The organism is Halomonas citrativorans, assembly GCF_900163645.1.
GTDB lineage: Bacteria > Pseudomonadota > Gammaproteobacteria > Pseudomonadales > Halomonadaceae > Vreelandella > Vreelandella citrativorans.
On sequence record NZ_FUKM01000059.1, the window covers coordinates 35,559 to 57,501 of the forward strand.

The 21,943-nt window shown below is 53.2% G+C and carries 22 protein-coding genes; 10 read left to right on the forward strand and 12 right to left on the reverse strand.

Annotated elements, in window-relative coordinates:
- Positions 1-7: 7 nt before the first annotated feature.
- Genes CZ787_RS17345 through coxB form a run of 3 tightly spaced genes read right to left on the reverse strand, consistent with a single transcriptional unit; the run spans position 8 to position 3,963 of the window.
- On the reverse strand, positions 8-364 hold the full coding sequence (locus CZ787_RS17345) for a hypothetical protein (RefSeq protein ID WP_087111579.1): 357 nt from the start codon (positions 362-364) through the stop codon (positions 8-10).
- A gap of 3 nt (positions 365-367) precedes the next feature.
- Positions 368-2,896: a cytochrome c oxidase subunit I gene (gene ctaD, locus CZ787_RS17350; protein ID WP_087111581.1), complete on the reverse strand. Its 2,529-nt coding sequence runs from the start codon at positions 2,894-2,896 to the stop codon at positions 368-370.
- Complete coding sequence (coxB, locus tag CZ787_RS17355; protein WP_087111583.1) at positions 2,893-3,963, reverse strand: cytochrome c oxidase subunit II; 1,071 nt, start codon at positions 3,961-3,963, stop codon at positions 2,893-2,895. The genes ctaD and coxB overlap by 4 nt, the downstream gene beginning before the upstream one ends.
- A gap of 35 nt (positions 3,964-3,998) precedes the next feature.
- Between coxB and CZ787_RS17360 the strand changes: the two genes are divergently transcribed.
- Positions 3,999-4,460, forward strand: a complete 462-nt coding sequence (locus CZ787_RS17360; protein ID WP_087111585.1) for a DUF2231 domain-containing protein — start codon at positions 3,999-4,001, stop codon at positions 4,458-4,460.
- Between the two features lie 21 nt (positions 4,461-4,481).
- Here CZ787_RS17360 and CZ787_RS17365 read toward each other — a convergent pair whose 3' ends face one another.
- The 8 genes from CZ787_RS17365 to CZ787_RS17400 form a co-directional block, all read right to left on the reverse strand.
- On the reverse strand, positions 4,482-4,907 hold the full coding sequence (locus CZ787_RS17365) for a CopD family protein (RefSeq protein ID WP_087111587.1): 426 nt from the start codon (positions 4,905-4,907) through the stop codon (positions 4,482-4,484).
- A gap of 83 nt (positions 4,908-4,990) precedes the next feature.
- The gene (locus CZ787_RS17370; RefSeq protein WP_254908651.1) at positions 4,991-5,836 is read right to left on the reverse strand and encodes a DUF2797 domain-containing protein; all 846 of its coding nucleotides are present in this window, start codon (positions 5,834-5,836) and stop codon (positions 4,991-4,993) included.
- On the reverse strand, positions 5,820-6,104 hold the full coding sequence (locus tag CZ787_RS17375; RefSeq protein WP_087111591.1) for a YeaC family protein: 285 nt from the start codon (positions 6,102-6,104) through the stop codon (positions 5,820-5,822). Before CZ787_RS17375 ends, CZ787_RS17370 begins: the two co-directional genes overlap by 17 nt.
- Positions 6,105-6,114: 10 nt before the next feature.
- Entirely contained in the window at positions 6,115-6,966 is an 852-nt protein-coding gene (locus tag CZ787_RS17380; protein ID WP_087111593.1) for a rhomboid family intramembrane serine protease, read from the reverse strand.
- Between the two features lie 232 nt (positions 6,967-7,198).
- On the reverse strand, positions 7,199-8,185 hold the full coding sequence (locus CZ787_RS17385) for a metallophosphoesterase (RefSeq protein ID WP_087111595.1): 987 nt from the start codon (positions 8,183-8,185) through the stop codon (positions 7,199-7,201).
- Between the two features lie 2 nt (positions 8,186-8,187).
- A complete protein-coding gene (locus CZ787_RS17390) occupies positions 8,188-9,120 on the reverse strand; it encodes an NAD(+) kinase (protein WP_087111597.1) in 933 nt (310 codons plus the stop codon).
- An 85-nt stretch (positions 9,121-9,205) separates the two neighbouring features.
- Positions 9,206-10,075, reverse strand: coding sequence for a carboxylate/amino acid/amine transporter (locus CZ787_RS17395; protein WP_087111599.1), 870 nt, complete (start codon positions 10,073-10,075; stop codon positions 9,206-9,208).
- An 89-nt stretch (positions 10,076-10,164) separates the two neighbouring features.
- Positions 10,165-10,749 carry a YqaE/Pmp3 family membrane protein gene (locus CZ787_RS17400; protein WP_087111678.1) on the reverse strand — a complete coding sequence of 195 codons (585 nt, stop codon included), beginning with the start codon at positions 10,747-10,749 and terminating at the stop codon, positions 10,165-10,167.
- Between the two features lie 218 nt (positions 10,750-10,967).
- On the opposite strand from CZ787_RS17400, the gene CZ787_RS17405 reads away from it, so the two are divergent.
- The 6 genes from CZ787_RS17405 to CZ787_RS17430 all read left to right on the forward strand — a co-directional run bounded on the left by CZ787_RS17405 (position 10,968) and on the right by CZ787_RS17430 (position 18,750).
- Positions 10,968-11,375 (forward strand): CBS domain-containing protein, encoded by a 408-nt coding sequence (locus CZ787_RS17405; RefSeq protein WP_087111601.1) that lies wholly within the window; start codon positions 10,968-10,970, stop codon positions 11,373-11,375.
- Positions 11,376-11,615: 240 nt separating this feature from the next.
- Positions 11,616-11,975 (forward strand): hypothetical protein, encoded by a 360-nt coding sequence (locus CZ787_RS17410; RefSeq protein ID WP_087111603.1) that lies wholly within the window; start codon positions 11,616-11,618, stop codon positions 11,973-11,975.
- Between the two features lie 31 nt (positions 11,976-12,006).
- Positions 12,007-12,840: an AraC family transcriptional regulator gene (locus CZ787_RS17415; RefSeq protein WP_087111605.1), complete on the forward strand. Its 834-nt coding sequence runs from the start codon at positions 12,007-12,009 to the stop codon at positions 12,838-12,840.
- Positions 12,841-12,990: 150 nt separating this feature from the next.
- Positions 12,991-16,182: a bifunctional proline dehydrogenase/L-glutamate gamma-semialdehyde dehydrogenase PutA gene (gene putA / locus CZ787_RS17420; protein ID WP_087111608.1), complete on the forward strand. Its 3,192-nt coding sequence runs from the start codon at positions 12,991-12,993 to the stop codon at positions 16,180-16,182.
- 294 nt (positions 16,183-16,476) lie between these two features.
- Positions 16,477-17,967, forward strand: a complete 1,491-nt coding sequence (gene putP / locus CZ787_RS17425; RefSeq protein ID WP_087111610.1) for a sodium/proline symporter PutP — start codon at positions 16,477-16,479, stop codon at positions 17,965-17,967.
- A 156-nt stretch (positions 17,968-18,123) separates the two neighbouring features.
- Entirely contained in the window at positions 18,124-18,750 is a 627-nt protein-coding gene (locus CZ787_RS17430) for an OmpW/AlkL family protein (protein WP_087111612.1), read from the forward strand.
- Positions 18,751-18,816: 66 nt separating this feature from the next.
- Here the strand turns inward: CZ787_RS17430 and CZ787_RS17435 are convergent, their stop codons facing one another.
- Positions 18,817-19,149, reverse strand: a complete 333-nt coding sequence (locus tag CZ787_RS17435; RefSeq protein WP_087111680.1) for a YqcC family protein — start codon at positions 19,147-19,149, stop codon at positions 18,817-18,819.
- Positions 19,150-19,435: 286 nt separating this feature from the next.
- On the opposite strand from CZ787_RS17435, the gene CZ787_RS17440 reads away from it, so the two are divergent.
- The 3 genes from CZ787_RS17440 to rimK are packed head-to-tail and all read left to right on the forward strand — an operon-like array spanning position 19,436 to position 21,897.
- Positions 19,436-20,470 (forward strand): DUF3549 family protein, encoded by a 1,035-nt coding sequence (locus CZ787_RS17440; protein ID WP_087111614.1) that lies wholly within the window; start codon positions 19,436-19,438, stop codon positions 20,468-20,470.
- Positions 20,471-20,507: 37 nt separating this feature from the next.
- A complete protein-coding gene (locus tag CZ787_RS17445; RefSeq protein WP_087111616.1) occupies positions 20,508-20,948 on the forward strand; it encodes an ATP-dependent zinc protease in 441 nt (146 codons plus the stop codon).
- Positions 20,949-20,988: 40 nt separating this feature from the next.
- On the forward strand, positions 20,989-21,897 hold the full coding sequence (rimK, locus tag CZ787_RS17450; protein ID WP_087111618.1) for a 30S ribosomal protein S6--L-glutamate ligase: 909 nt from the start codon (positions 20,989-20,991) through the stop codon (positions 21,895-21,897).
- Positions 21,898-21,943: the final 46 nt, after the last annotated feature.

The following is a 21,943-nucleotide window of genomic DNA, read 5'->3' on the forward strand; positions in this document are numbered from 1 at the left end:
TTACCGCTTATAGGCAAGGCGGTAAGCCAACCATCGGCCCGGCGACAAACACCACGCCCAAGGCGGAAAACACGTATAGCCATGCGGATACAAAGGCATTAAAGTGCTGCCGCCCTTTATGCTGTTTAGCTTCCTGAAAACACCCCCAGGCAAGCCCGGCCAATAGCACGGCGGTTACCAGGCTCAGCAACAACAGAGTGATATTGATATGGTTAAATGCACCCTGGTCAGGCTCAGGCGGCACCACTGCGCAGGCAACCGATAGCCCGCCGTAAATGGCGACAAACCAGATGCTCCAAAGCGTCAACCCACCTACAAAATGGCCCGGATGAGTAAGATTTAATCGCTGCACGATTGCTTTCATCGCTTAGCCTCCAATCACGCGCGGTAGCACGGCCAGCGCAACAACCAATATCCAGAACACCACCACGTTATAGCGCCAGAAATAAGCGACGACTACCGGTTCAAACGGCGCATGCAATCCCACATAGCGGTAACCAACACGTAAGCCCTGGAGCAGAGAAAGTACGGCCCCCAAGGCGCTATGCAACAGCGCGTAGTAGAGGCCTACCATCAGAATTGCATCATGCGACGTTTCAGTAACCGCCAGATTAGCACGCACCATTACCCATAAAATCAGCGCAAACTGAATGCCGCCCAATAGCGCGGCGCCGTAAAAGTTAAACGCCAAGCCACGCTCTTGTTGCTTACGCAGTCCCCGTACGCTTTTCTCCATTAACGCCGCACCACCCATTAATGCGCCACCCGCGATGACAAGCGCTATTAAGGAAAGCGGCGATGTCTCGGGCATCCGCCATTCAGGCGATATCGTCCATAGATAGAACCAGCCAAATAGATAAGATAGAAAAAAAGATCCATTGGCGATCATTGCGGTTGTCATGGCCCAAACGCCGGGGCCATCCATTGTTCGGGAGTGCAGCGGTGGGTCGCCAGGCGTAACATTAGCGTTAGGCGCCGCTTTAGGATGGACCCCGTTCTCCCACGACCAGCGCAGCAGGAAAACGACCGCCACCGCTGCCCCCAAACCGGCTAACGGGTACCAGCGCAACAACAGGCTGATACACACTATCGCAAGCGCCATAGCAGCAAAAAGCGGCCACCAGGAGTTACTGGGCACATGAATAATTTCACGCACTTTGCCGGTTAGCGGATCGGTGCCCCACATCTCACGGCGGCCGTGGTCTGCTGAGGCCAGGCCGTGCTTGCCTTCTTCCATCTCCTGCGGCAACTCAGGATGCTCCCAAAGCGGGTGACGTGTTTCAATAGTAGGCAAGCTGACAAAGTTATAGGGAGTCGGTGGCAGTTTATTGGCCCACTCCAGCGTATCCGCATTCCATGGATTGGTTTTGGCGGGTTTGCCGTAGCGAAAGTGCAGCGCGATATCAATCAGCACCATGGCGAACCCTGCCGACATCACAAACCCGCCAATGGAAGACAACAAGTTAAAAATATCCCAGCCCAATCCCGTGTCATAGGTATAAACCCGCCGGGGCATTCCCAAAAGACCCGTCCAGTGCATAATCAAAAAGGTGGCATTGAAGCCAATAAACACCAGCCAGAAGCCCCACTTGCCAATCGTTTCAGAGGGCATCCGCCCTGAAAAGAGCGGCAACCAGTAGTAAAGCCCGGCCATTAACGGGAAAAGCATGCCGCCTACCAGTACATAGTGCATATGCGCCACGACAAAGTGTGTGTCATGCACCTGCCAGTTAAAGGGCACTAGCGCCAACATAACGCCGGTTAAACCACCGCACACAAAAATGACCAAAAATCCGACGATCCATAACATCGGGAGTTTCATTTTGGGTTTACCAAGCCATAGTGTGGCCAACCAGGCAAAGATTTGAATACCGGTAGGTATTGCCACCAGCATACTGGCGGCTGAGAAAAATGCCTGAGCCAGTTGGGGGATCCCCACCGTAAACATGTGGTGAACCCATAGCCCAAAGCTAATAAATCCCATCACGGTAATGGCGAATACAACCCAGCCATAGCCTACGATAGGCCGACCGGCGAAGACGGGAATCAGCGTCGAGACGATGCCGGCAGCCGGCAGAAAGATGATGTAAACCTCTGGGTGGCCAAATAGCCAGAACAGGTGCTGCCAGAGTACCGGGTCGCCGCCGCCTGCGATGTCGAAAAATGGCATGCCTACAGCACGCTCAAGCTCCAGCAAGATACTGCCCAGAATAAGGGGTGGAAAACCCACCACAATCATCAGCGCCATGGCCAAAATGTACCACGCAAACAGCGGCATCTTGTTCAGCGCCATCCCTTGAGTACGGGTTCGTAGAATGGAAACCACCAACTCTACCCCGGCTGAAAGCGCCGAAATCTCAACGAAGGTGATCCCCAACAGCCAGAAATCGGAGCCGAGGCCTGGCGAATACTCGCTACTGCTAAGCGGCGTGTACATAAACCAGCCGCTATCCGGCGCCATTTCCAGCACCATGCTGAAAGAAAGAATGATGCCGCCAAATAGATAACACCAGTAGCCCAGCGCGGTTAACCGCGGGCACACCAGGTCACGCGCGCCAATCATCTTGGGGATCATATAGATCGCCAAGCCTTCCAAAATGGGGATGGCGAACAAAAACATCATCACCGTGCCGTGCATGGTGGTGACTTGACTATAGATTTCGGGCGTTAAAAAGCCTTGATCGGGTGTCGCAATCTGCGTGCGAATCAGCATCGCCAAAATGCCGCCAATCAGAAAAAAGGCCATCCCGGTGACCATAAATCTAAGGCCAAGCGTGGTGTGGTTAACAATGGTTAATGCTTTTAAACCAGCAGGGTTTGCCCATACCTCTGCAAGGTCATTGTGTAACTTTTGAAGGTCTTCAGGGCCACTTGCGTCGCGATCAATCGTTGTCATGGGGTCAAGGTCTCCAGCCAAGCACCCAGGGACTCCAAGGTGGCAGTATCCATATAGTTATGAGATGGCATTTTGTTACTCGGCTTAAGCGTTTGGTGATTTTCCAACCAGTAGTGAATAGCCCCCTCCTCCATGGGGAGCGTGCCCGCGCCCAAGGTATAGCGCGCACCAATATCAGAAAGATCAGGCCCAATAGTGGAGGCAGAGAGTCCAGCAACGCTATGGCAGTTGGCACAGGTAGATGCAAACTCATCCCGCGCTTGGGCAAAGTCATCATTTGCAAGTGCACGTTCGGCCAAGCGCTCTTCCTGCCGTTCAGCGAGCCACGCGTCATACGCTTCACGTTCTACGGCTTCAACGTAAAACTCCATATTCGCATGCTGAGTACCGCAAAACTCCGCGCACTGACCACCAAAGACGCCCGGCGCATCGGCCTCAAGGCGAATAACATTGGTACGCCCGGGTAACATATCGATCTTGCCACCTAGCCTGGGTATCCAAAAGGAGTGAATAACATCGGCGGAGGTAACGTGAAAATCTACAGGTTCCCCCGCAGGCATGATGAGCTGGTTCGCGGTAATGACTTCTCCGCCTTCTGCTCCCGGGTAGCGAACTTCCCACCACCATTGGTGGCCGATCACCTCAATTACTTCCGGGGGCTGGCTCAACGGTAGCGGCAACATTCGCTTGCCAGTCGGCACCCCAAAAATAAGTAACGCTGTAACGCTCAAAACAGGAAGTAAAATGCCCCCACCAATAATCCAACGGCGAGCAATTTTGCGCTCCTCTTGAGGCGTACGTTCTTGGTATTTACGTTTGAAGGTATAAAGCCATAACGCCACCACGCCAATCAGCACCACCGTGGCAAATGTCAGCATTATCCACCAGATTAGGACCACATCGCGTGCAGCTTGCCCAGCGGGGTCTAGAATAGATAGATCACCCGCGCAGCCTGTAAGACCTAACGTCAGAGTGCCCAGCAGGGTGAGCATGAACCGGTTGACCCGCTGCGGCACAGCACGTTGAATACACAGCAAGGCGACGTGATATAAGTAGCGTTCCCTCATTGTTTATTCCTTTTTTCTGCCCACAGGAAGTGATAATGGCAAACTCCAATAGGCGTAATATCAAAAGTCGCGCTTCTATTTCTGGCCACCCGTTGCATCCGCTGATGGTTCACTTTCCCGTTGCTGCACTGATGGCCCTGGTAGCCTGCGATTTGGGATACTGGTATACCGATGATCCTTTCTGGCTGCGCGTAGGTTTGTGGCTGGCGGGTATAGGGGCACTTGGGGGCTGGCTGGCGAGTATCGCGGGCACCATTGACCTGGTGAGCGTAGGCCAAATTCGCCGTCTTATTACCGGCTGGAGCCACGCTATTGTCGCTGTTGTCATGCTCTCGCTTGCTTCGCTTAACTGGCTGATCCGCTTTAGCGAACCGGAGTTGGTGCTGCCCTGGGGCATTGCGGTTTCTGTGGTAACCGCCGGACTGGTAGCGCTGGCTGGCTGGCTGGGCGGCCAACTCGTGTATGAACACGCAGTCGGTGTGGAAGTTGAAGAGTGAGGCGATAGCGGTCATGGCGGGCTAGCTCCAATCCAGCGGCTTGGCTAATACCAGCCAAAGCACACAAAGAATGCCCGCCAGGGCCACTAAAAACGCGAGTATTGAAGCCGTCTTTACGCCTTTATAAATCCCCAGTTCCAGACGTAAAATTAGCCAGCCATAGGCGCCGTGGGCAACCACCATGGCAACGACAGCGCCCAACTTGAGCACCAGCCAGCCGCCCACCAAACCATGCAAGATAAAGAGAAGCGTGCCGGAAAATATGGCAATTAGCGCTGCCGGTGTTGCCACAGAAATATAAAAAAACCGTGGCATGGGAGGAGAGCCCTGCGCAAAGCCTGCGTCTTTACGCAGTTGCAACGTATAGCTGAGCAACGCAGGCAGATACAGCAGCGAGCCGCACCAGACAACAAGCGAGGCTATATGAAGAAGTTTTAGCCAAGGCATTGAGGCTTCCTTGCATTGCGTTAGGCTTAGTGAAAGAACACTCCACTAACCTTAGTCAACGCTCGCCACTCTGGCTAGCCGATTTACCTTAGGGTGATTTCGTAACCCGTGAATTTACGGAGATTAATCACTCCACTATCAAGGATGAGATACTGTCCTTTAATGCCTTGTAACACGCCTTCGACCAAGGGTTGTTTGTCAAAATTATGGGAAACCACTTTGCGTGGGAATGTCTCCACCGGGTAATCAAACGTGTAGGGCGTTTCATCCAACACCCGAATCGCGTCACTGCCATGTTGGTCGCGCAGCTGATTCAAACCGCCATCAAGCGTTTCCAACAGGCGATCACGTTCGGCAATTAAATCAAGCGTCTCCACCTCCCCTTTCAACATAGCCCGCCAATTGGTTCGGTCGCTTACCTGCTCTTTGAAAAGCATCTCGACGAACCCTGATTGCTGACGCGTGTCGACCTCAAGTATGGGGAGCGCCTGGATAGCGCCTTGGTCCATCCAACGAGTCGGCATCTGTGTTTTACGGGTGATGCCAACTTTTAAACCCGATGAGTTCGCCAAATAAACGATATGCGGTTGGAAACAATGCGTTTCGCCCCACTCAGGCTCGCGGCAAGTGCCTTGAAAAAAGTGGCACGTCTCAGGCTTCATGATGCAGGTATCGCACTGCGCCAAGCGCTTGAAGCACGGATAACAATGCCCTTGAGCAAAGCTTTTTTTAGTCGCTCGACCGCAGTGAGTACAAGCAATGGCGCCGCTCCAATGAAGCGATATCGGCTTGCCTACGCGCGAATTGAGGGGGATGTGTTGATCCCCAGCACGCAAATGGTAACTCACCTGGTCGCCCGGCCGGTCAGGCAATACGACCGACATCTTGCGTAAACATCCTTGCACTGCCTGTTCAACCACGCGTTGCATCCCGTCCCAAACCTGCCATTTCAGGCGTAACGCCTGCGCCAGAAGACGCCGCTCCACAGGTACGCTGTTCCAGATAACCCACGCGCTTCTCTTCAGGCACGTTATTTTCAGCCTCAAAGCGCATTACCGCTTCCAGACACAGCTCTGTTTGCTCAGCGGTAAGAAAGCGACCGTCGGGCCACTTACGCAGCGACACCGCTTGCTTAAGGCTTTCATAAATCGCAGGTGTCATTTGGTTGATCATTTTATCGAACGTCATATCGCTCATTACGGATCTCTTAATCTGTTTTCAAACGGCGAGACGAATAATACACGCCGGTAATAAGTCCTACGAGGAGCCCACCTAAATGTGCTTCGTTAGCGACATTGCCAAAACCTACCCAACTGGCCATATCGGTCATGGTGAACACCATCCACCCCAACATAAACACAACCAGCATTTGAGGAACGAAAAAACCACGTTGTGGCGCACGTCGCGACATCACCCAAACATGCCCTAGTAGGGCATAAACCACGCCCGACATGCCGCCAAACAGCACGGTTCCGGTAAAATATTGAGCAAGATTAGCGCCGATACCCGCAACTAAAAGCAGAAGCAGCATGGTACGGCTGCCTTGTAGCACCTCCACTTGGCGCCCAAAGTACCATAACCACATAAGGTTGAAGATCAGGTGCATCCAGCCAAAGTGCAGAAATGCCGGTGAGAGCAGCCGCCATACCTGCCCGTTTATTAGCCCATCGGTTAAGCTGCGATATACAAACTGATTGCCTGAAATTTCTATCGGCACGATGGTTAACGCCATCACTACACCATTACCTAACCACCCTGTTAAAGCGAATATCACAAGGCTAATAGCCATCGCAGTGGCGGTCACAGGAACATGACGCAGGGTGGTTAGTATGCTGCCCGAGGCGTAGCGGCGATTGGCTGGCTGATCAACAATAAGTGCTTCGCCACGCTCCCAGCGCGCTACCAGGCTCTTGAGCTCTGCATGCTGGCGTGGGTCGGCTATCCAAAGCAGAGGCCCCTCGGCTTCTTCTGTAATGCGATGCCCAATTCGGTAGTGCCAAAGTGCTTTACGCAATTCCTGCGTATCAGCATCACTTGGTAAGTGCATTACGGGGTGCATAAATTCTCCCTATTAAGGCCCTCGCCTTTAAAACCAACCTCTTCATCGACTATTTCTGCATGAAGACAAACACTATAAACAAAAAATCATGGCCAAAAAAAACCGGCGGAGGGGGCCGCCGGATAAAGCAAGGGATCATTCAAGGGAACACCTACTCTGATGGCCGACCGCACAGTTAGTTCAGCAGTTTTATAAAAAAAATGTAAGGCCTTGTATATTAAGACAACACAGGTTAACAACAATCGTTCCCATATAAATTGGCATTGGAACGTTCTTCTTTAATCACTTGTACCCAAACGAAATTATCTGCATTCAGCTGTGTTTCGCCGTCCCATCGATAGGCGACCAAACAGCCATACTTGACGGCACTATAATCCAAACACGCAATATTGGGAGCAGGTAACGCAGGAATACCTTCACACCAGTAATGGCCGATAAACAGAGGCGGCTGTTCCGGCCCATAGTAACTCAAACGCTGGCGCTCGTTTTCGGTTAATAGACGTGTTTCCAGGTCGCCAGGCAAGTTATCGGGTTGAAAAACCACATCACCCCAACGGGTTGGATTAGCGGCCCAAAAATGCGCCCGAAAGCTTTGCCGTGTATAGCCATCGCCTGAATGAATCGCGATACCGCCAGGCAAGGGAATATTGGCCCCACGGGTTAATCGGTCAATGATGCGATAGGCTTGCGTACCAGGATCAGTAGATTCGATCAAAAAGCGCGTATCCATACGGCCATCAGGCAGGCGCTTTTTTAACTGCTCAATCAACCCATCGTCCCAACAGGCATGTACCACGCGAATACCGTCGATTTCTAAAAAAAGCGGCAGCGTTTTAAACCAGGCCAGCGTGTCATCCCACTCATTGGTGTAGTCCTGATACTGCGCCAACGTGTTTTCCATGATGCGATTATGGCGGGGCGTATGTTCACGCAGCCAACGCTTATGGCTACCGGGTGGCGCCGGGTGCATATAGGCGAGTGCACTGTGTTCGTGATTGCCCATCACAATATAGGCTTCGCCCTCCTCGACCATGCGTCGCGCAACGGTGACGGCAAGGCGAATACGTGGGCCACGGTCAATCAGGTCACCTAAAAAGATAACTTTACGCTGCGGATGGCGATAAACGCCACGCTGTTCGCGGTAACCCAGCGTTTCTAACAAGGTGATTAGTGTGGCACCGCAGCCGTGAACATCACCAATCAGGTCGTAGCCTGCCATGCTTAATCCCCTAACCGGTGACTCCAACCCAATTTACTGCGCAGCACATCATAGAAGTTATGTCCGATAGGGTGCACAAGCTGCACACGCTCGGCTTTGCGCTTTATCACGAGTACATCATCTGGTTTAGCGACCGCTCGGGTTTGTCCATCGCAGCTAATGTGCGGGTAGGTTTGGTTGGTTTCACCAATATGAATTCGAATCTCACTGGCGGCGTCAATCACAATCGGTCGGCTGGAAAGCGTATGCGGAAACATGGGCACCAGCGTCACGACATCAAGCTTGGGATGCATAATGGGGCCACCGCCGGAAAGTGCATACGCGGTAGAGCCGGTAGGCGTTGCGATAATCAAGCCATCGCTGCGCTGGCTGTAAACAAACTGACCATCAATAAACAGTTCAAATTCAATCATGCGGACGGCTTTACCCGGATGCACGACGACTTCATTTAATGCATCACCATTGCCGACCGCAACGCCGTTACGATAAAGCACCGCTTCCAGCAAAAAGCGCTGCTCAATTTCAAATTCGCCCGCCAATACTTCGCCCACCCGGCTTTCGAGCTCGTCAGGCGAGATATCGGTAAGAAACCCTAAGCGGCCACGGTTAACGCCTAACATCAGTGTCCCGCTGCGGCACAATGTGCGGGCGGCGCCTAACAGACTACCGTCCCCGCCGATCACAATAACAAGGTCGCAAAGCTCGCCCAGCATACGGCGGCTGGCTTCCGGCTGCCCGTGCTGGGGAAGCACCGTTGCCGTACGGTCTTCAATCAAAACGCTGTAATCATGTTCGACCAGGTAGCTAATGAGCCGCTGCAACGAGTCGACGACTTTCTCGCTGCCCAAGCGTCCAATTAAGCCAATCGTTTTAAAGGGCCGTGAGCTTCCTTGGCCGGTTAACGGCGCTGAAGTGGGTGGTGACGTGTTAGGCATGGGCGGCTCTCGCTAGCATCAGCCTGACATTATGGGGATACCGGGAGTATCGGGCAAATAAGCCTAACCAAATCAAGAGAAACCCTTAGGCTGTCGCTGCTTTGCGTCGCTGGAGTAACCAGTGATTCAACCAGAGCGAGGCCGCCATGATCAGTGCGCCCAGCAGTAGTCGAACGATATCAGCCTCACGGCTCCAGATGACAAGATTAACTAATAACCCGGCTGGGATGAGTGCATTATTCATGACCGCCAAGGTGCCTGCATCAACGCGGGTAGCGCCTTGGTTCCAGGCAAAATACCCCACACCAGAGGCGGCCAGACCAAGCCAGGCAAGCACTCCCCACTGCAGCGGTGTGCTGGGTAACGCCGCATTATTGCCGAACAATAAATAAGCCGGTAGTGCAACGACCATGGCGCCAATGAAAAACCATCCAAAGACGTTATGCCACGCAAGGTCAGCCGGCAAGTCTGCGGCCAAGCGACGATACCCGACCTGGCCCAGCGCAAAGCAGAGATTGGCCCCCTGGACCACAAAAAAACCGAGCCAGAAGCCGCTGTCGATCCCGTCATAGCGAATGACAGCAGCCCCCACAACGGCCAATAGCGCGGTAAGTAAGTAGATAGGAGTGAAACGGCCAAACATCAGATCATCCAGTAAAGCGATATACACCGGCGTAAAAATGGTGAAGAGCAGCACTTCTGGCACTGAAAGCAGCAAAAACGACTGATAAAGAAAGGTGTACATCACCCCAAGTTGAATGGCGCCAAGCGCCATCAGCGTAATACGCTGTTTGCCGCGTAGCAGGCTGGGGCGCAAAAAGGGTAAAAAAACCAGCATCGCCAGGGTTACCCGCACAAGCACCGCGAAATAACTATCGACCTGCCCCGCTAGATAAACCCCGATTAAAGAAAAGGAAAACGCCCAAAGCGCTGTCACGCTAATTAGATAGCCCACCGTAAACCTCATTTTTTAGAAATGGTTTACGCAAATTATACGGATTTCTTATGGCCTGCCAACAGGTAAACTATCAACCAAGCAATAAGTTAACGACGCTGGAGCCACACAAGTGCATAGATAACCCCAGGCAGCCAACCCAGCAGCGTTAATACAATGCCAACAAGCAGGCGCGTGCCTCCGGCGCCGGTGAGCCCCAGTGCTAGCGGCGGGAACAAAACAGCCAAGGCGAGATAGGCTGCTTTGAGTGCGCCAGGCTCGCTATCCGCAGGCTTGGCCGAAGGTTGATCAGCACTTGAGTGAAGTTCGCTAAGCGTGATGTCCGGTCTTACAACTTGCGCATCAGGGTTGGCGACATGCGGATGGGGCGCCGACGATGGTGTGGGAGGCGTAAAGTGCTCTACCGCCACGTGCGCCTGCTCGCCAGGCGTTGCCTCAAGTTTCTCTTTTCGATGTGCCTGCTTATCAATTTTTTGCTCTAGTGCGCTGGCATCTTTCGCTAGCTCGTCGTGATAGCGCTCCCAATCCTCCCAATCATGAGGGGTACCCGACTTGGGCCGTTGCTCCCCTGCCCCGCGGGCTCGCTCCCAGGATTTTTCCTCAAGGGTATTGGGGCGGTCAGATTCCCGCTCGACACCGACGCCTTTGCGGTTCAGGTATTCGCGTGCATCCATGTAAAGCTCCTTTGAGTAACGTTCAGCAAAGCGTTGAATAGGAGTGGCGTCCACCCACATCAACTACGCCTAAATCATCTACAGTGAGTAAATACGTTTAAGACGTTACTCGCCCTATTATCGAATAACATCATAAACGTTGCACTTAGCCACGATGCCTTCGCCAATTGCTGCACACACTAGTAAGGTAAATGAAAGTGTGCGTAAGGAGTGCCAAGATGAAACACCCAAGCCCGCATATTGTCCGCGATATCATGTCCAAGGATTGTTACCGCGTCTCGCCATCTACCTCAATTACCACGCTGGCACAGGGGCTGGCACTTCATCGCCTGCCTGGTGTGCCGGTAGTCGATATGGCAGATCGATTAATCGGCTATATTTCTGAGAAAGATGTACTAGGCCGTGTGCTTGACTGCTTATACCATGACCATGAGACGCCACTGGTGGGTGAGCTGATGCGCGAAGAGGTGCTTACCACAACACCTAACAAAAGCATCACAGACCTTGCCCAGGAAATGCTCGGAGACAAACCCAAGGTTTACCCGGTGGTTGAACAGCAGCGACTCGTCGGCATCGTGACCCGGCGCGATATTCTTATGGCCTTGCTAACCATTCGCCGCCATTGATAGCGATGTACGTATGAAAACCATGACGCATAAAAAAACCGCTGCCCAAAAAGGCAGCGGAAGCAAGGGATCGAGAAACAATAGCTAGGACAACACTATTAGCGACTGCTATCGCTACGTTGTCGTACTACTTCAGACACCTTGCGCCGGAAAAGTTCGCCATCGTTTAAAATTTTTGTCTTTATGAGGTCGCGCGTATACTTAAGCATTCAATTCATGAAAGAGCACAGGAGTGGATGCATGGCACTGTACCTACTGGTACTCGGCGTCTGCCTGCTGGTGATAGGTGCTGTTTTATTAGCCCTGATGACGGTAGGTACGCCGCGCTACCGTACCGAACCAAAGGATTTGCTGACGCTGTTTGACAAGGCCCTGAATAGCCAAGTGAGCGAAGCCGAGTGGGATACGATTATCGGCTATCCAATACGCCATAATGACTATCTGGACGGCATTCGACGCAGAGCGTCGCGCTTAATGGAGTTGCATGGGCGACGCTGGCAAATCGCCCAAGGCAAACCGCTACTAAATCAGGAAGGGCAAGCGGAGCTACAAGTATTACGAGATCATCTGGCGGCCCATACCGCCTTGCGTCAAACGTAGATGCGGTTGAAAGCGCCGAGGAGACAACCTGATGCCCAGTACTATTCGCAAAATACCGCTGGCGAGCGCAACCCATCATCACGCACATGACTTTCACCAAATTGTGATTACGTTGTGTGGTTCCTCGGAGTTTGAAATCGAGGGGCTCGGCGGGCGTGTAAATGCGTTCTCAGGCTGTATCGTGCCTGCCAATCACGAGCACTACTACTCAGGCCATGGGCATAACCGGCAGTTGATTATTGATCTGCCAGAAAATGCGCCCGCCCTGACAGGTGAACACCGCGAGTTGGTCGCACTGTTTGATGTGCCGCGCTTTTTTGCGTTAGATAACCCTTTACGCCACTACCTGGCGTTTATGGAAAGCGAGCTTGCCCAAGGGTTTGATACCTCTCCCGTCTCGTTTCAGCAAGACCGCTTGGCCGCCACACTACTGGGCTCGCTCAAAGCGCGCCTTGGGCACACCCCATCGGCTTCTCTGCGCAGAATTGATGTCTCACTTATCGACCGCTTTATTAACCGCCACTTGGCCGATGAGCTGCGGGTTGCTGACTTGGCCAGGCTTGCCTGCCTAAGTGAAGCCCACTTTTCAGAGTGCTTCCGTAATCAGACAGGACTTTCGCCTTGGCAATACGTTAAGCGCCGACGACTTCACGCGGCTCGTCAGCTGATTTTGCAAAGTCGGTTGCCGTTAACCGACATTGCCATTCAAACAGGATTTGCCAACCAAAGCGCACTCTCTCATGCGTTTCGGCGCAGCTACGGCATATCGCCCCGTGCTCTACGCCAAGAGGCGCCAGTTTCGCTAGCGACAGCATCCTCCACTATGCTCAAAAAACCACTAGCAGCATCAAGCACATACTACTAAGGTCTCAAAGCAGCCTTGCTTGCCGCGAAATTGACACGTTTTACCGAGAAAACGACATACACCAAATCACAGACCACTCTACATTCGAGCGCAGCTTGGGCGAAATGCCCTACCACCTACTCGTTTTTATGTAAATTTACGGGGGCCTCAATGCTTAACGCTAAAAACATGCGTGACTCTGCCACCTGGCAAACGGACCTTGATGTGCTGATGGCTCAGGTGAGCGACCACTATCTTGTGGACGAAGAAACCTACGTCGGCGAATTAATCAAGTTGCTGGATACGGATCACGAAGGCTTCTCCCGCATTGAGGCCAATACGGCAGCGCTCATCCACGATGTCCGTGAAATGGACACGGCGGTAGATACCATTGATGAGCTCCTACAGCAGTACAGCCTGGATACCCACGAAGGGCTGATGCTGATGTGCCTGGCTGAAGCGATGCTGCGTATTCCCGACAAAGCCACCGCCGATGCGCTGATTGAAGATAAGCTTGGCCCCGCTGACTGGCAGTCTTATACGGGCAAAAGTGAGTCATGGATGGTGAACGCTTCCACATGGGGTCTGTTAATGACCGGCCGTGTTTTGAAGCTTGATCATCCCAAAGATGGCCAGCCTGCGACGTTTATTAACCGCATGGTTAATCGTATGGGTGAGCCTGTGATTCGTCGCGCGATGGTTGAAGCGATGAAAATCATGGGTAAGCAGTTCGTATTGGGCCGTGATATTAACGAAGCGTTAAAACGCTCCAAGCCGCTATTCAATAAAGGTTACACCTACTCCTACGACATGCTGGGTGAAGCCGCACGCACCCGCGATGATGCCAAACGCTACTTTGACGACTACGCCCGCGCTATTGAGCAAGTGGGTAAAACATCCCAGCACTTAAGCGATAAAACGCCCAAACCATCGGTATCGATCAAGCTCTCAGCGCTGCATCCCCGCTACGAGTTTGGCCGCCGCGAACAGGTGCTGGCAGAGCTGGTTGATACAGTTATCAAGCTGGTATCCAATGCTCGCGAGCTGGATGTGGCGGTCACCATTGATGCCGAAGAAGTCGACCGCTTGGAGCTGTCGTTGGAAGTTTTCCGCGACGTTTATTCAAGCGATGCGGTAAAAGGCTGGGGACATTTTGGGCTGGTCGTGCAGGCGTACTCCAAGCGCGCCCTGCCGGTACTGCACTACATTAACCGCTTAGCGGATGAGCAAGGTGATGAAATTCCGCTGCGTTTGGTGAAAGGCGCTTACTGGGATAGCGAAATCAAGGAGTCTCAGCAGTTGGGCGTCGATGGCTACCCGGTCTATACCCGCAAGGCGTGTACGGATGTTGCCTACCTGGCCTGTGCTCAGTTCCTGTTGTCAAACGACACCCTCGGGCGCATTTTTCCGCAGTTTGCGACCCATAATGCTCATACGGTTACGACTATTCTTGAATTAGCCAATCACGATAGTCGTCCGTTTGAGTTCCAGCGTTTGCACGGCATGGGCGAAGCCCTTTATGAAGCTGCCCTGAAGCGCGCTCCCAAAGGTACGTACTGCCGCATCTACGCGCCGGTAGGCGCACACAAAGACCTGCTGCCCTATCTGGTTCGCCGCTTGCTGGAAAACGGCGCGAATTCGTCGTTTGTTCACCAATTGGTCGACCCCGAAGTGCCGGTTGAATGGCTTTGCCAGCACCCCATAGAGGCTCTGCGTCAGCAGAAATCCTTAGCCAATACGCAGATTCCGCTACCCAAGGATATTTATGGGTCCAAGCGTCGCAACTCGCGAGGCGTAAACCTGAATATCCGCAGCCACTTCTATCCGTTAATGGATAAGATGGCCGTCTTTATGGATAAGCAGTACCTGGCCAAACCACTGCTGGCATTCGATGTGGCGGACGATGCTGCCAATACCCACAGCGTGACCTGCCCCTTTGATCGCCGTCAAAGCGTGGGCAGCGTTCAGTGGACAACCAAAGAACAGGCCACCAAGGCGCTTGACGCTGCCTGGAATGCCTTCCCGCGTTGGGAAACCACGCCGGTTACCGAACGTGCAGCCGTACTGCGCCGTTTGGCTGACCTGATGGAAGAGAATATGCCGGAGCTTATGACCCTTTGCTCACGCGAAGGCGGCAAGCTCTTAACGGACGGTGTGGACGAGATCAAAGAAGCCGTCGATTTCTGCCGCTATTACGCCATGCGCGCGGAAGACTCCTTCGGCGAGCCCATTGAGCTGCCTGGTCCGACCGGTGAATCCAACCAGCTAATCATGGGCGGTAAGGGCGTGTTTGCCGCGATCAGTCCGTGGAACTTCCCGGTGGCGATTTTCTGCGGTCAAATTGTTGCGGCGGCGGTTGCGGGCAATACCGTGCTTGCCAAGCCTGCCGAGCAAACGTCAATTGTCGCCCACCGGGTGATCGAGCTGCTTTATGAAGCAGGCTTGCCACGCGATGTGGTTCAGTTGCTGCCGGGCGACGGCCCGACCGTGGGCAGCGTGCTGACCTCTGACCCGCGCATTACTGGCGTGGTATTTACCGGCGGCACCGACACGGCGCAGATCATCAACCGTGCCTTGGCTGCGCGTGAAAATGCGCCGCTGCCCACGCTGATTGCTGAAACCGGCGGCATGAACGCCATGATCGTCGACTCTACCGCGCTTCCCGAGCAGGTCGTGGTGGATGTTATCCAGTCTGCGTTCCAAAGCGCTGGCCAACGCTGCTCGGCATTGCGGGTTCTTTACCTGCAAGACGACGTTGCCGACCGCGTCATCACGATTTTAAAAGGCGCAATGAACGAGCTGCGTATCGGTGATCCGCGCGATTTGGGTACTGACGTTGGCCCGGTGATCGACGAGGAGGCGCGTAACGGTCTGCTTGAGCATATCGAAAAGCTTAAAGGGGAAGATCGCTTGGTCGCCGAAACGCCCATGTCAGCCGAGCAAACCCAAAACGGTACCTTCGTGGCCCCTGTGGCCTTTACCATCGACAGTATCAATGCATTAACCCGCGAACAATTCGGCCCTGTACTGCACATTGTGCGCTATAAGGCTAGCGAGCTTGACCAGGTGATCAACGATATCAATAGCCGGGGTTACGGACTTACGTTTGGTGTCCATAGCCGTAATGAATCCTTTGCCGCTGGCATCGCACAGAAAATTCGTGCGGGCAATGTGTACATTAATCGTAATATCATTGGGGCCGTAGTAGGCGTTCAACCCTTTGGTGGACAAGGGCTTTCAGGTACAGGCCCTAAAGCAGGCGGGCCGAATTACCTACAGCGCTTTATCACTGAAAAGACGGTTACTAACAATACGGCCGCTTTAGGCGGTAATGCGTCCTTGCTGGCGCTAGGCGATGAGTAAATAGCTCATCTAAATGGAAAACCTGAACTCCTCAAAAAGGATCTCTCATGGTTGAAAATAAAAGCGTAACGGCCTTTACATGCCCCCTCTACAGAAGGGGGGCATTAGGCACAGGGAACATAGCAAATAAACGCCTGAAACCTCTTTTTGACGGTACCTTCGCCAAATGTTTGCAGGTTACAGCGTGAACAAGAGGCAGGGTTAACAACAATAAGTCTGTGCTATTACCAAGCATGGCTCGGTAAGTGCACTCACCGGTCGGTGCTATCCGACTTGATAAACGGGAGAACTTCAATGGCTATTGGCGTTTGGATCAGCCTTTTTGCTTACTTTGCGCTGATGATCGGCATCGGGCTTTATGCGATGCGAACATCAACATCAACCTCTGAAGATTACGTGCTAGGCGGTCGTACCTTAAGCCCTAAAGTGGCCGCTCTTTCAGCGGGCGCCTCAGACATGAGCGGCTGGCTGCTACTGGGTTTACCTGGCGCGATGTTTGTATCGGGCCTGGGCTCTGCCTGGATCGGCATCGGCCTTTTCGTCGGGGCCTTCTTCAACTGGCTTCTGGTCGCACCCCGTCTTCGTGAACAGACCGTTCATTATGGCAATGCGATCACCATTCCGGCCTTTTTAGCTAACCGATTCCCGACCCGGGCCATGTCACTGAAAACGGTCTCGGCGATTGTCATCGTCATCTTCTTCGCGGTCTACACCGCGTCAGGCCTGGTGGCTGGCGGCAAGCTATTCGAGAGTGCGTTTTCTGGTTTGGTGAATGTGGGTGGCCTAAGCGATTATGCAACCGGCATCATCATCACGCTGGGCGTGGTACTTGTCTACACCGTAGTGGGCGGCTTTTTGGCCGTGAGCCTGACGGACTTTGTACAAGGCTGCATTATGATGCTGGCGCTAATTATCATGCCCGCAGTGGTGCTCTTTGGCGAAGGCGGTGGGGGCTTCAGCCAGGCAACCCAGACCCTTAATGAAGTCGATCCAACGCTACTGTCGTGGACAGATGGCTTGACCTTTATCGGCTGGCTCTCGGCGGTGACCTGGGGGCTGGGTTATTTCGGTCAGCCGCATATTATTGTGCGCTTTATGGCTATCCGGTACCTGAAAGATGTACCTACCGCCCGTAATATTGGTATGGGTTGGATGGCCATTTCCCTGATTGGCGCCATCTCGCTCGGTATTTTTGGCCGGGCTTACGCTATTCGTAATGGTCTGGAAATTCAGGATCCCGAAACTATCTTTATTGTCCTGGCAGAGCTTTTATTCCATCCGCTAGTTACCGGCTTCCTTTTTGCAGCCCTTCTAGCGGCAGTGATGAGTACCATTTCCAGCCAGCTTCTGGTGGCATCTTCATCACTGACAGAGGATATCTACCGGCTGTTCCTGAACAAACAAGCATCGGAAAAGCAGACCGTTACCGTTGGCCGGATTTGTGTCGTGCTGGTAGGCCTGATAGCCGCCATTATCGCCTCTGATCCAGAATCTCAGGTACTCGGTCTGGTGAGTAACGCGTGGGCAGGTTTTGGTGCTGCTTTCGGTCCCTTAATCATTCTGTCACTAATGTGGCCACGCACCAATGGAGCGGGCGCCATTGCAGGCATGGTAGTAGGTGCTCTCACCGTTATTATCTGGATCGCACTGGGTTGGAACGGCGAGTTTATGGGTGGCCCCGGCATCTATGAAATCATTCCTGGCTTCATCGCTTCTTTCATCGCCATCCTGGTGGTAAGCAGCATGACAGCCGATGCCGGTGAATATCAGCGTATTGATCATTAAATGACGCGCATTTAAGCAAGCCTTGAGGCCACCTTCGGGTGGCCTTTTTCATGGGCACATTGCCTTGGGTCAATAACCGCAACCTGTCATAGCGGTACTCTTTATCCATGGTTCACAACCACTTATCGAGTAACCTGAACGACAAGGAGCACCGTTATGCGCCATTTATCTTTTCCTGCTCTGCTCGCGGCCGGGCTTGCCGTCACCGCCTTGACGGCAAGCACCCAGGTGCTTGCCTACGGCGCAGGTGATTTCTTTACCCGCGTAGGGGTCGCTAAAGTAGCGCCTAAAAGTAACAACGGCTCGCTTGCCGATGGAACAATTGCGGTAGATGTAAAAGACAAGACAGACGTCGCTTTTACACTAGGCTATCGTTTTCATGACAAGCTAGGCATTGAGCTGTTAGCCGCACGTCCGTTTGAGCATGAGATTGCACTTAATGGGGATAACCTCGCATCAACCAAGCACCTACCTCCCACACTAACACTTCAATACTATCCTTTAGGCGGCACACAATCGCGTGTTCAGCCCTACGTGGGTGCGGGTATTAACTATACGCATTTCTCCAAAGAGCACTTGGACATTGGCGAGCTAAACCTGAAGCACTCATGGGGTGCAGCAGGTCAAGTGGGCGTTGATCTATTGATAGACGAGCACTGGGCACTTAATGCGGCAGCCTGGTATCTGGACATTAGTACCGATGCCACCATTAATGGCGAAGCGGCAGGATCTGTGGATATCGACCCGGTGGTCGTTATGGGCGGGCTTAGCTATCGCTTTTAAATAGACGCACGAATGCTGTTGTATTCTGGCAAGCCCGCCTTACGCAGGCTTGCCGAGCGATAACGGCTAATTATCGGTAACGAGCTGGTCAACTTTCTCAAAAGCACGCACGACCAGCCATTGGTCGCTGGGGCGTACTTTTTCCTGGATAAGATAGGCGGCCATTGCCGGGGCTACCTCGCATTTCGCAGGCATTGGCGCTTTCGCTTCAGCGAGCGCATTCAGCCGTGCCACGAATACAAAACGCACCCATTGGGGCAGCGACATCGTATCAATACAGAAGGGTTCATGGCTTGCGAACGCCGTTGCATCCGGCGTGGGGACTCGCCATAAATTGGCGGCCTTCATGGCGGCTTCAAGCTCAAGAAGCGCGGTTTGAAGCTGTTGATGGACGCTCATATACACCTTGGTCAAATCAGTTTGGTTAATGTCCATTATCCCAACTCTGTCCACGAGTTACCACTTTATCCCCCGCCAACTTAGGTTATTCACCGATTCACAGAAAACCTGCAAGAGACTGTGGATAAACTATGGAAAGGTCTCGCTAACGCTACTCTCAAGAGGCTTACAGGAAGTTGCTCATTTTTTGATCATTCGTATAAAAAAGCACCGATTTATCGACCGTTACGGCTGACACTGTGCAGCGGTCAAGGTAGAGTGCAGGCTTGCAAAGCGGAAGGACATCATGCAACCGATTCAGACCATTGATGATTTTTTTACACGTAGTGGCGCCGAGGTGTCGCTCTATTATATGGGCCGACGCGTTAGTGCCTGCTCGCGTGACACGTTTAGTCGCTTTGAGCGTGGCCAATGTGCCTGGCCCGAGCCTTGGCAAGGTCAGGCACGCTTCGCGGCCGTATTTCGGCTAGGCGACATGCCCGAACCGGCTATATGGTTTTTAGCGCTTCCTCTTGACGAGCAGGGGCTGCTCTCCCCCGCTCAGCGCGATGGATTTTTAAATCGCCTGATGGAAACCCTGGGGAAAAATGTTGCATACGTAGGCCAAAATGCTAAAGACGTGGATCATTTAATGAAGGATAATCCGCTCGCCTTTACGCCTAACGTAACCTTCCAGGCAGTGCTCAACGCCCTTGCAACGCAAGAGCGTGGACTGCCCGCCAGCCAACATTTCGAGCCTGTTGAAGCCTACCTGACCGGCCAGCAAACCATTGACTGGCAAGCACTGGGGCTTCAAGGAATAGCCGATTTCACGGCACGTATGGATGATTCCCTGGCCAACACTCTGGCCTCCCGGCTCGCCACCCTACCCACTAGCGTTGTGCACTCACTCTGCTACTGTTTAGAGCATCGGCCTCTCGCTGCGTCGATAGTGTTGGCGCTGCATGAGATGGGTGAAAAAGCGGCGAGTGAAGGCGATGTTGAAACGCTCTGCGCCTGTATTCGTGCGGTCGGTAGCACGTGCCAGCCAAGCGTAGGCGACTGGTATACAAGCTTGCTGGAAGACGCTCATGCGTGTGGACCAGATGTACTGGCTGCGATGGCTGGCCGCGGTTGGCTCTTGCTGGAAGACGCGCATCGTTTACCGCTTTTCCTGAGCCGCCTGGCGGAGGATGAACGGACCAACTTTTCCGCGGTCGTGCGAGACCTTGCTTTAATACCGCGTTTACGGCTACCAATAATGGTAGCGTTACGAGATGCCCCTAAAGGCTCGGCTATACAGCGTCGTATGGCGGCCATGACATCAGCGGCTAGCCGTTAAATGGGTAGCGCTATTAACGAATTTCAAGGAGTCAGCCGTGAAGGAACTACCCTACCAGGCTAAAGCGGTTATTGGCCGCCGCGAGATGGTGACGTTGCCTGAGCTGGGGCTTCACCTATGCTGTAAGGCAGATACCGGGGCACGTACATCAGCACTGCATGCCGAGGAAATTGAAACACATGAAGATGAGCATGGGCAGCTATGGGTTAGCTTTATCACCCATAGCGGTGGGCCAGAAACGCCCGCCCATCGCCTTAAAATGCATCTGCATGATAGACGCCGGGTGACTAGCTCAAATGGGCATAGCGAATGGCGATATGTTGTTCGTACGATGATGGAAATGGGCCAACTGAACTTTCCTGTTGAATTGACACTGACAGATCGCAGCAATATGCGTCACGCCATGCTATTAGGGCGCCGCGCCATGCGCCGCCTGTTAGTGGCCCCGGGCGCTGCATTTTTACATGGCGAGCCTTAAATTAATGACGATTAGCCCTTTATTTGGCCCGGAGTCCTGAATGCACATCGCTCTACTGTCACGTAATCGCAACTTGTACTCTACGCGTCGCCTCATCGAGGCTGCTGAGCAGCGTGGGCACTCGGCCCGCGTTGTTGATACGTTGCGCTGCTACATGAGTATTGCATCTCACCACCCTTCTATTCACTACAAGGGCCAGGAAATTGAGCCGTTCGATGCTGTCATTCCGCGCATTGGCGCCTCAGTAACGTTCTATGGCTGTGCGGTACTGCGTCAGTTTGAAATGATGGGTACCTACGTTATTAATGACTCCGTTGCGATTACTCGTTCCCGTGACAAGCTGCGTTCGCTCCAGCTGCTTTCGCGCAAGGGACTTGGGCTGCCGATTACCGGCTTTGCCCATTCTCCGGATGATATTCCGGACCTGATTACCATGGTTAAAGGCGCCCCACTGGTCATCAAACTGCTGGAAGGCACCCAAGGCATCGGCGTTGTGTTGGCTGAAACCAACCAGGCCGCTGAATCGGTGATTCAAGCGTTCATGGGCATGAAGGCCAATATCATGGTTCAGGAGTACATCAAGGAAGCTCGCGGCGCGGATATTCGCTGCTTTGTTATTGGTGATAAAGTCGTCGCTTCCATGAAGCGCCAGGCAGCAGAAGGCGAGTTCCGTTCTAATTTGCACCGGGGCGGCACGGCCAGTGTTATTCGCATTACGCCGGAAGAGCGCTCAACGGCCATTCGGGCAGCCAAAGCCATGGGCCTACGCGTTGCGGGGGTCGATCTTTTACGCTCTAACCACGGGCCGGTCATTATGGAAGTCAATTCCTCGCCAGGCCTTCAGGGCATCGAGAACTCAACCGGCAAAGATATTGCAGGCTTGATCATTGAACATATTGAAAAAAATGCCTCTCCAAATCGTAAAGCGCCTCCCAAGCCTAAAGGCTAAGGAAAAAAACCAAAAATAATCCGTATGAGGGGTGGCAAATATTCGC

Coding starts and splice junctions, on each gene's coding strand:
- CZ787_RS17405 (WP_087111601.1), top strand. CDS start 10,968: ATGAAACACCCAAGCCCGCATATTGTCCGCGATATCATGTCCAAGGAT.
- CZ787_RS17390 (WP_087111597.1), bottom strand. CDS start 9,120: ATGCCTAACACGTCACCACCCACTTCAGCGCCGTTAACCGGCCAAGGA.
- CZ787_RS17415 (WP_087111605.1), top strand. CDS start 12,007: ATGCCCAGTACTATTCGCAAAATACCGCTGGCGAGCGCAACCCATCAT.
- CZ787_RS17345 (WP_087111579.1), bottom strand. CDS start 364: ATGAAAGCAATCGTGCAGCGATTAAATCTTACTCATCCGGGCCATTTT.
- CZ787_RS17365 (WP_087111587.1), bottom strand. CDS start 4,907: ATGCCTTGGCTAAAACTTCTTCATATAGCCTCGCTTGTTGTCTGGTGC.
- CZ787_RS17370 (WP_254908651.1), bottom strand. CDS start 5,836: ATGCAACGCGTGGTTGAACAGGCAGTGCAAGGATGTTTACGCAAGATG.
- CZ787_RS17435 (WP_087111680.1), bottom strand. CDS start 19,149: ATGAGCGTCCATCAACAGCTTCAAACCGCGCTTCTTGAGCTTGAAGCC.
- CZ787_RS17400 (WP_087111678.1), bottom strand. CDS start 10,749: ATGGATGCACGCGAATACCTGAACCGCAAAGGCGTCGGTGTCGAGCGG.
- putP (WP_087111610.1), top strand. CDS start 16,477: ATGGCTATTGGCGTTTGGATCAGCCTTTTTGCTTACTTTGCGCTGATG.
- putA (WP_087111608.1), top strand. CDS start 12,991: ATGCTTAACGCTAAAAACATGCGTGACTCTGCCACCTGGCAAACGGAC.
- ctaD (WP_087111581.1), bottom strand. CDS start 2,896: ATGACAACGATTGATCGCGACGCAAGTGGCCCTGAAGACCTTCAAAAG.
- rimK (WP_087111618.1), top strand. CDS start 20,989: ATGCACATCGCTCTACTGTCACGTAATCGCAACTTGTACTCTACGCGT.
- CZ787_RS17440 (WP_087111614.1), top strand. CDS start 19,436: ATGCAACCGATTCAGACCATTGATGATTTTTTTACACGTAGTGGCGCC.
- CZ787_RS17380 (WP_087111593.1), bottom strand. CDS start 6,966: ATGCACCCCGTAATGCACTTACCAAGTGATGCTGATACGCAGGAATTG.
- coxB (WP_087111583.1), bottom strand. CDS start 3,963: ATGAGGGAACGCTACTTATATCACGTCGCCTTGCTGTGTATTCAACGT.
- CZ787_RS17410 (WP_087111603.1), top strand. CDS start 11,616: ATGGCACTGTACCTACTGGTACTCGGCGTCTGCCTGCTGGTGATAGGT.
- CZ787_RS17375 (WP_087111591.1), bottom strand. CDS start 6,104: ATGAGCGATATGACGTTCGATAAAATGATCAACCAAATGACACCTGCG.
- CZ787_RS17385 (WP_087111595.1), bottom strand. CDS start 8,185: ATGGCAGGCTACGACCTGATTGGTGATGTTCACGGCTGCGGTGCCACA.
- CZ787_RS17360 (WP_087111585.1), top strand. CDS start 3,999: ATGGCAAACTCCAATAGGCGTAATATCAAAAGTCGCGCTTCTATTTCT.
- CZ787_RS17430 (WP_087111612.1), top strand. CDS start 18,124: ATGCGCCATTTATCTTTTCCTGCTCTGCTCGCGGCCGGGCTTGCCGTC.